The sequence below is a fragment of the Fructilactobacillus florum 8D genome, from assembly GCF_000512295.1.
In the GTDB taxonomy this organism is placed as follows: domain Bacteria; phylum Bacillota; class Bacilli; order Lactobacillales; family Lactobacillaceae; genus Fructilactobacillus; species Fructilactobacillus florum.
The window spans coordinates 72,403-79,741 of record NZ_ALXG01000026.1 but is presented as its reverse complement, the minus strand read 5'-3'; the positions used below and the strand labels follow the sequence as shown (position 1 = coordinate 79,741).

At 42.2% G+C, this 7,339-nt stretch carries 6 protein-coding genes; all 6 read right to left on the bottom strand.

Features of this window, described 5'->3' with window-relative positions:
- Nucleotides 1-130: 130 nt before the first annotated feature.
- On the bottom strand, nucleotides 131-937 hold the full coding sequence (locus tag B808_RS02995) for a manganese catalase family protein (RefSeq protein ID WP_009166389.1): 807 nt from the start codon (nucleotides 935-937) through the stop codon (nucleotides 131-133).
- 244 nt (nucleotides 938-1,181) lie between these two features.
- Nucleotides 1,182-2,141 carry a DMT family transporter gene (locus tag B808_RS02990; RefSeq protein ID WP_035421861.1) on the bottom strand — a complete coding sequence of 320 codons (960 nt, stop codon included), beginning with the start codon at nucleotides 2,139-2,141 and terminating at the stop codon, nucleotides 1,182-1,184.
- Between the two features lie 119 nt (nucleotides 2,142-2,260).
- Nucleotides 2,261-3,232, bottom strand: coding sequence for a GMP reductase (locus tag B808_RS02985; protein ID WP_035421859.1), 972 nt, complete (start codon nucleotides 3,230-3,232; stop codon nucleotides 2,261-2,263).
- A gap of 134 nt (nucleotides 3,233-3,366) precedes the next feature.
- Nucleotides 3,367-4,767 (bottom strand): replicative DNA helicase, encoded by a 1,401-nt coding sequence (gene dnaB / locus B808_RS02980; protein ID WP_009166392.1) that lies wholly within the window; start codon nucleotides 4,765-4,767, stop codon nucleotides 3,367-3,369.
- A gap of 35 nt (nucleotides 4,768-4,802) precedes the next feature.
- The gene (rplI, locus tag B808_RS02975) at nucleotides 4,803-5,255 is read right to left on the bottom strand and encodes a 50S ribosomal protein L9 (protein ID WP_009166393.1); all 453 of its coding nucleotides are present in this window, start codon (nucleotides 5,253-5,255) and stop codon (nucleotides 4,803-4,805) included.
- Between the two features lie 51 nt (nucleotides 5,256-5,306).
- A complete protein-coding gene (locus B808_RS02970; protein ID WP_191975879.1) occupies nucleotides 5,307-7,322 on the bottom strand; it encodes a DHH family phosphoesterase in 2,016 nt (671 codons plus the stop codon).
- Nucleotides 7,323-7,339 lie beyond the last annotated feature (17 nt).

The following is a 7,339-nucleotide window of genomic DNA, read 5'->3' as shown; positions in this document are numbered from 1 at the left end:
CCTTGGATTATTAATAATCCAAGGCTTTTTTGATGTTTATAAACGTTGCTTTCAAAAAGGGATTGGTTCTGAATCAACAGAACCAATCCCTTTATTTAACCAATCCTTGTCATTAATAAAACTTCAACGACTAGCCTTGGTGGTTGTGAAGGTGCTTGTCAGCAGGTTTAACCTTAGGAATGCCACCTTCAGCAAGTGGGTTCTCTTGGTAAGTGAACTTCTGACCATCTTTAGCAACCTGACCCTCAAATTCTTTTGAACCTTCCCCATCAGAGAAGTTCATCAGAACGTGAGTGTATTTTTCATGTTCAATTTCTTTCATATCACCTGGTACGATTACACCGTACTTTTCCTCTAACTCTTCTTGTGCCTTCATAAATTGTAACTGGTGTTGAGTTTCTCGTGCCAGCAAGAATTTAAGCATGTCACGAACACCCTCGTCCTCAGTCATGTAGTAAAGACGACTTACTTGCAAACGAGCTTCTGATTCGCGCACAACGTTAAACCGCATATCAGCAACTAGGTTTCCACTAGAAGTAGTGTAGGCACCCGTCCAGGCTGCTCCGTTAGGATTAGTAAGACCAGCTGTCATTCCGTGCACAATGGCAGCTTCGGGGTCCATGCCACCAACAACTGCTGCAAGGGCAGGATCCTTTTTAATTGCTTCTTCTTTTGCGTACATTGGAGCATCTTCCAACAAGTAAGCAATCATCGTTGAAATCATTTCCACGTGAGCAATTTCTTCAGTACCTGTATCTAACAACAGGTCTTTGTACTTTTCATCACCAGTTGAAGCCCAACCTTGGGCCAAGTATGACATCATTCCGGTCATTTCACCCCATTGACCACCTAATGATTCCTGGAAACGACGAGCCATCAATGGATCTGGACGATCTGGTTTGGCGTTGTACTGTAATTTACGAGTGTGCTTAAACATAAAAAAATTCCTTTCTGTCTATAATGCAACGATAACAACAACTGGCCCTATAGCTGCGAAGTACACTGGGAACCACAACTACATTGCGCACAATCTATATTAGCAAGTTGCACTGTTTTCGTCTAGTAAAAACACTTACAAATTGATAGGAAAATTTGGTTAGTGCTGTTAATGCTGCTGACAAAAGGTTTTTAGTAAAAAAAACAGCCTCCGGACGAATCCGTGCTGTCTTTTTTAACTGTTGCTATTTTTCTAATAATTCATCTTCATCACGATTTTGGACATGATATCCATACAACGTCACAATTGAACCCACGATAATAATTGCGATCCCAATCATCGTCGGCAAATTAATTGCTTCTCCGATCAAAAAGAAGGCACAGATCGGTGAAAGAACGGGTTTGAAAAAAAAGACTAAGGAAGCAATCGATACGCCGCTTTGTTGGAGCGCCAGAAAATAAAAAGCAAAGCCGCCTCCCGTAACGGCAACCCCGACAAATAATAAAATTGGCAGGTTAGCTAGGTTAACATTGGTCATGATTGGGATATCTGCAAACATCCGCAGCCAACTCACTGACCGCAAAACTTGCGCAACGGGAGCTAGCTTAGTTATTAAAATCAGCACTAGCAATTCTAAGGCTCCGGCGATAAAAGTAAAACTAGTCATCACCACTCCGTCTAAATGAACTTTCAAAGAGCTTGCCTGTGACATAATGCTATAAAATCCAAAGGTTGCTGCTGCTAAAATTGCCAAGGAAATTCCGATCGGATCAGTTAATTTAAACGGATCAATGATTACTAGCAAACCTACAACGGATAAAACCAGCGAAATAATATCGGTTCTAGAAACGGCTTCATGTAAAATCAAATAAGCAAAAATCAAAGCAAAAACTGGATTACAGCTAAATAATACGGCCACAATGGCTGGTTCACCATATACAATGGCTAGCTGGTACAGCGTCATTGAGATTACGACGCATAAAAAGCCGGTTAGCGAGAAGATCTTCCAGTCTGCTAGGTGCAAGCGATGATGTTGCTGTCGCAACCGCATAATGGCAAACGGCAAAATTACTAACCCCCCGAGTGCAAACCGAATGAGATTCAACTGAATCGGATTAAATTGATTCCCGGCTACTTTTAAAGCAATTTCCATCAAACTAAATAGCACTGTCGACAGTGCCACGTATATCAACGATTTTTTCATAGTATTCGAGTTCTCCTTCTCTAATAACGTACAAAAAAAAACGCTGGATTGCAACCATCTCTAGATGGCTCTAATAATCCAACGAATTTTTATGAAAAATATTTAGCTACAAAAAGAGCTTAGTCACCGTTATAAATTGTGTTTTTTAAAATCACATAGTCGACGGTTTTCAGTGCCCGCAAATCGCGCCCACCTGCATATGAAATCGAAGACTGTAAGTCCTCTTGCATTTCTTGTAACGTATTGTAAATACTACCTTTGTATGGAACTAATAGTTTTTTACCTTCCACGTTATGATAAGCGCCCTTCTGATATTCGGAGGCGGAACCAAAGTATTCCTTATACTGCTGACCATCTTGCTCAACCTTCTTGCCAGGAGATTCCTCATGACCGGCAAAGAGCGAACCAATCATACACAGCGTCGCACCAAAACGAAGTGATTTAGCAATATCACCATCAGTTCGAATACCACCGTCCGCTACGATTGGTTTTTGTGCTGCCTTTGCACAATAGCGAATCGCTGCTAGCTGCCAGCCACCCGTTCCAAATCCGGTCTTAATCTTAGTAATGCAAGCTTTTCCTGGTCCAATTCCAACCTTAGTTGCATCGGCGCCGGCATTTTCTAGCGCCCGCACTCCCTCTGGGGTTCCCACGTTTCCAGCAATCAAAAAACTCTGGGGTAACTTCTTTTTAATGTGTCGAATCATGTCAATAACGGCATCCGAATACCCATGAGCAATATCAATCGTAATGTACTCCGGAATCAATTGCTGCTGTGCTAACTGATCGATTAGCTCATACTCCGCGGGCTTAACTCCCACACTAATCGATGCAAACAGCTGTTGTTGTTGCATGTGCTGCACAAAGCCTAGGCGTTTTTCCGGTTGAAACCGGTGCATCACGTAAAAATATCCATGTTGAGCCAAGGACACCGCTAGATCTTCATTAATCACCGTCTGCATGTTGGCCGGTACTACAGGCAACTTAAACCGACGACCACCAAGTTCACAAGTCGTCTGGCATTCACTTCTGGATTGCACGACGCACTTGTTAGGGATTAGCTGAACATCATCATAATCAAAAACTTCCATTTTGTACTCCTAATCACGAACATTATATCTAACAAAATTATTTTTATTCGTTTGCACCCCAATATCATACCGAAACTAACCCCATTCGTCAATAAAAAAATCCTGCTGAACCATCGTTGGCCAGTAGGATTTTTTTAAGCTTGGGCATATGAAATTGATGAGAACTTATTATATGACTTTACAAACAACAGCTTGACCGTTCCGCGGGGACCCGAGCGATTCTTTTCGATGATAACTTCAACTTCACCAACGTTATCATTACCGGTATCGTTCTGCTGCTCAGAATCTTCACCATCATCACGTTCATAATAATCATCACGATACAAGAAGGCCACAATATCAGCATCCTGTTCAATTGAACCAGATTCACGAATATCCGAAAGAACGGGACGTTTATCCTGACGTTGTTCTACTCCTCGAGATAGCTGGGATAAAGCAATTATCGGTACCTGAAGTTCGTTAGCCAATTTTTTAAGTTGTCGAGAGATTTCAGATACTTCTTGTTGTCTGCTTTCTCGTGTACTTCCTTCGATTAGCTGGAGATAGTCCACGACAATTAATCCCAGTCCCCCATCATTTGCAGCATCACGATCGGCCTCTTTTTTCAACCGCCGACAATTAGCACGAATTGAAGCCATTCTAGCTCCAGGAGTATCATCAATAAATACCTTTGCATTTGACAACGTCCCCATGGCTACGGTTAAACTGTTCCACTCATCACTGCTTAGTTCACCCGTTCGTAAGTGGTTCGCATCAATACTACCCTCGGCACAAAGCATTCGGTTGACCAGTGACTCCGCACTCATCTCTAAGCTGAACACTGCCACCGTTTTATTAGTTTTAATCCCGACATTTTGCGCAATGTTCAGGGCAAAAGCCGTTTTTCCCACTGCTGGACGCGCTGCTAAAATAATCAATTCTCCTGGATGTAAGCCAGTCGTCATCTCGTCTAAAACCTTGTACCCAGTGGGCAGACCTGTCACATCGTCTCCACCATTTTTTGACAGTTCGTCAATCTTAGTAAAGGAAGCCGCTAGCACATCCTTGATTGCCTTAAAACCACTTTGATTTCGATTGTCAGTCACGTTCATGATATCGCGTTCTGCGTTATCTAAAACGGTCTCGACGTCCCCATCCTCATCATAGCTCGTACTAGCAATCTTAGTAGCCGTCTGAATTAGCCGCCGCAACGTCGCTTTTTTAGCAACAATCTTAGCATAGTAGACTAGGTTAGCTGCCGTTGGTACGGAGTCAGCCAGTTCAACAATGTACGCAACTCCGCCGACATCATCTAATTGGTTCTGGCTCTTCAGCTTATCGGTAACAGTCACTGCATCGATTCCTTGATCATCGTCAGAAAGATCAAGCATTGCTTGAAAAATAAACTGATGCGCCCGCCGATAAAAATCAGCTGGTTGTAAGTACTCCATGGCATCTGGCAACGCATCCGGATTGATGAATAACGATCCCAGAACCGCTTTTTCCGCCTCATTATTATGTGGCGGGGTTCGATCTGTTAAAATGTCATTATCCATTTCCAACCTCGTTTCTAACCGGAAGCCTACCGGAGCTATTTTTCAGCCACGTGCACTCGAATAGTAGCGGTAACTTGCGGATGTAATTTAACTGGGACATTGGTATAACCCATCGTTTTAATTGGTTCAGCTAGTTCAATCTTTCGTTTATCAAGCTTAATTTGAAACTGTTTTGCCAAAACTTGAGCAATCTGCTTATTGGTAATTGAACCAAATAGGCGACCATCTTGACCAGCTTTAGCGGTTAGTTCTACCACCGTCTGTTCATTTTCAAGCTTAGTTTTAAGTTGCTGTGAATTAGCTAATTCTTCTTCTGCATGCTCTTCTGCATGTTTTTGCTGCGCTTTGACCCGGCTAATGGCTGCTTTAGTTGCTGGTTCAGCTAGTTGATTTTTAAATAAATAGTTTTGCGCATACCCAGCTGGCATCTTTTTTATTTCACCGCGTTTTCCTTTTCCTCGCACATCTTCTAAAAAAATAACTTGCATATTCATCCACTCCTTTTAGTTTACATTACCAATTTAACCGCGTTTAAGCAATTAAACCTCCGTTGCGGCCTCGGTTTGCTTTTTAATTGCTGCCACCAGTTCCGTGCGGGCTGCCGTAATATCTTTGTCTGCCAACTGCGTTGCTCCTGCTGTCAGATGACCGCCCCCGCCTAACTCTTCCATGATTAATTGGACATTAATTTTACCATTGCTCCGAGCTGAGATCCCAATTTTATCATTGGTCCGCTGATACACGATAAAGGAGGCTTCCACTTGGTTAACTGATAATAACGAATCAACGGCCTTAGCTGCCGTTACTGCATCATAATTGCGATCTACCTCTGCCGTAATAATTGCAATTTGGTCTGACAAGAAATCAACTAGAGAAATTAAGTGAATTTCTGCCAAATAATTATCTCGATTTTCCTTCAAGAAATAAGAAACCTGATCCACATCTGCTCCTGATGAACGCAAATAACTAGCAGCATCAAACGTTCGTGTTCCTGTCCGCACTGTAAATGACTGGGTGTCGACTACAATGCCGGCCAGCATCGCGGTTGCCTCTAACTCACTAATTGGTTCAACGTCCCCCGCTTGATATTCGAACATTTCTGTAATTAATTCACAAGCAGACGAAGCATAGGGCTCAACGTAGGCTAACAATGGATTTGCTGGAAAGTTTTCTCCTCGCCGATGATGATCAATAATAACGGTTCGATTACTCAACCGCTGATTCAGCTCCTGTGCTGCCCCCATGATTGGGTTCGAATGGTCAACCATAATCAATAAACTTTCATCGGTTGCTAGCTTATCGGCTTTCTCTGGAGTAATCACCGCAGCGTTTAACTCCGAATCCTGCTTAATTTCCTGCAATAGCCGTTGAATATCAGTATGCACATCCTCTTCATCAAAAACAATGTAACACTGCTTATTGTTCATCTGCGCAATTCGTCGAATCCCCAGAGCCGCGCCCCAGCTATCCATATCAGGAAATCGATGACCATCAACAAAAATCTGATCAGAGCTTTTCATTAAATCTTGCAGGGCATGCGTAATCATTCGTGCTCGCACTCGCGTCCGTTTTTCCATCGGATTGGTCTTTCCGCCGTAGAAACGAGCAGGCTCATCCACCGGCTTGATCACCGCCTGATCTCCACCACGACCTAGCGCCAAATCTAGATTACTTTGAGCTAATTCTGCTAGTTTATTCAGATCGGAATCACCATAAGCAATCCCGACACTTAGAGTAATTGGATAGTTTTGTTGAATCGTTTCTTTGCGAATTGTATCAAGGATGCTAAATTTATCCTGCTCAATCTTTTCTAGAGTTTCAACATACAGCATCATCATATAGTGATCAGCATTAATTCGTTTAAGGTAGACCCCATACTGTTGCGCCCAACTGCTAAGTTTATTGGTAACATAGTTTCGTAAGTTAGAAATTTCTTGATCAGACATAGCTTGACTAAGCTCGTCGAAATTATCAAGATAAATTTCACCAATACTAATCTTTTCATTCTCATACTTAATTTCAACTTCGGCATATTTGGTAATATCTAAAAGATAGATCGTCTGGTATTGTCGTTGAATAAGCATTACAAACTGCCGCTGCTGCCACGTAGCGGTGAAGGCCTCTGTTTGATTCCAATGTTTGCGAATAATTTTATATAGCTCAGGTGCCGCTGTTTCTAACGCTGATCCAAAGATTCGTTCATCAGCAAAATATTTTTGCAAGTATGGATTAATCCATTTAACTCGCTGAACTTGATCCAGCATCAAAATTCCTACCGGCATTTCTAACAGGGCTTCTTGTTCCCCACGAGAAACCACGTATGACAAGTCTGCCATGTAATTATTGACCCGCTGCTCAACTAAGTTCAGATCACGAATTACTACCGTTAAGCCTACACATGCCAACACCAGTAACAACACACCCAGCCAGAAATTATAAAGAAATGAGATTACCAACCCGCTAATTAAAATCAAGGCAATAAAAAATGAGATGTTCCGCATCTGTCGATTCTTTAAAAAGGGTGGCACGTTAAAATGGAACGTAGCTTTTTTCATGTTTCATCCTTATACAT

Bases quoted from the DNA above. Each gene is read 5' to 3' on its own strand.
- B808_RS02995 (WP_009166389.1), bottom strand. From the start codon at position 937: ATGTTTAAGCACACTCGTAAATTACAGTACAACGCCAAACCAGATCGT.
- B808_RS02990 (WP_035421861.1), bottom strand. From the start codon at position 2,141: ATGAAAAAATCGTTGATATACGTGGCACTGTCGACAGTGCTATTTAGT.
- B808_RS02985 (WP_035421859.1), bottom strand. From the start codon at position 3,232: ATGGAAGTTTTTGATTATGATGATGTTCAGCTAATCCCTAACAAGTGC.
- dnaB (WP_009166392.1), bottom strand. From the start codon at position 4,767: ATGGATAATGACATTTTAACAGATCGAACCCCGCCACATAATAATGAG.
- rplI (WP_009166393.1), bottom strand. From the start codon at position 5,255: ATGCAAGTTATTTTTTTAGAAGATGTGCGAGGAAAAGGAAAACGCGGT.
- B808_RS02970 (WP_191975879.1), bottom strand. From the start codon at position 7,322: ATGAAAAAAGCTACGTTCCATTTTAACGTGCCACCCTTTTTAAAGAAT.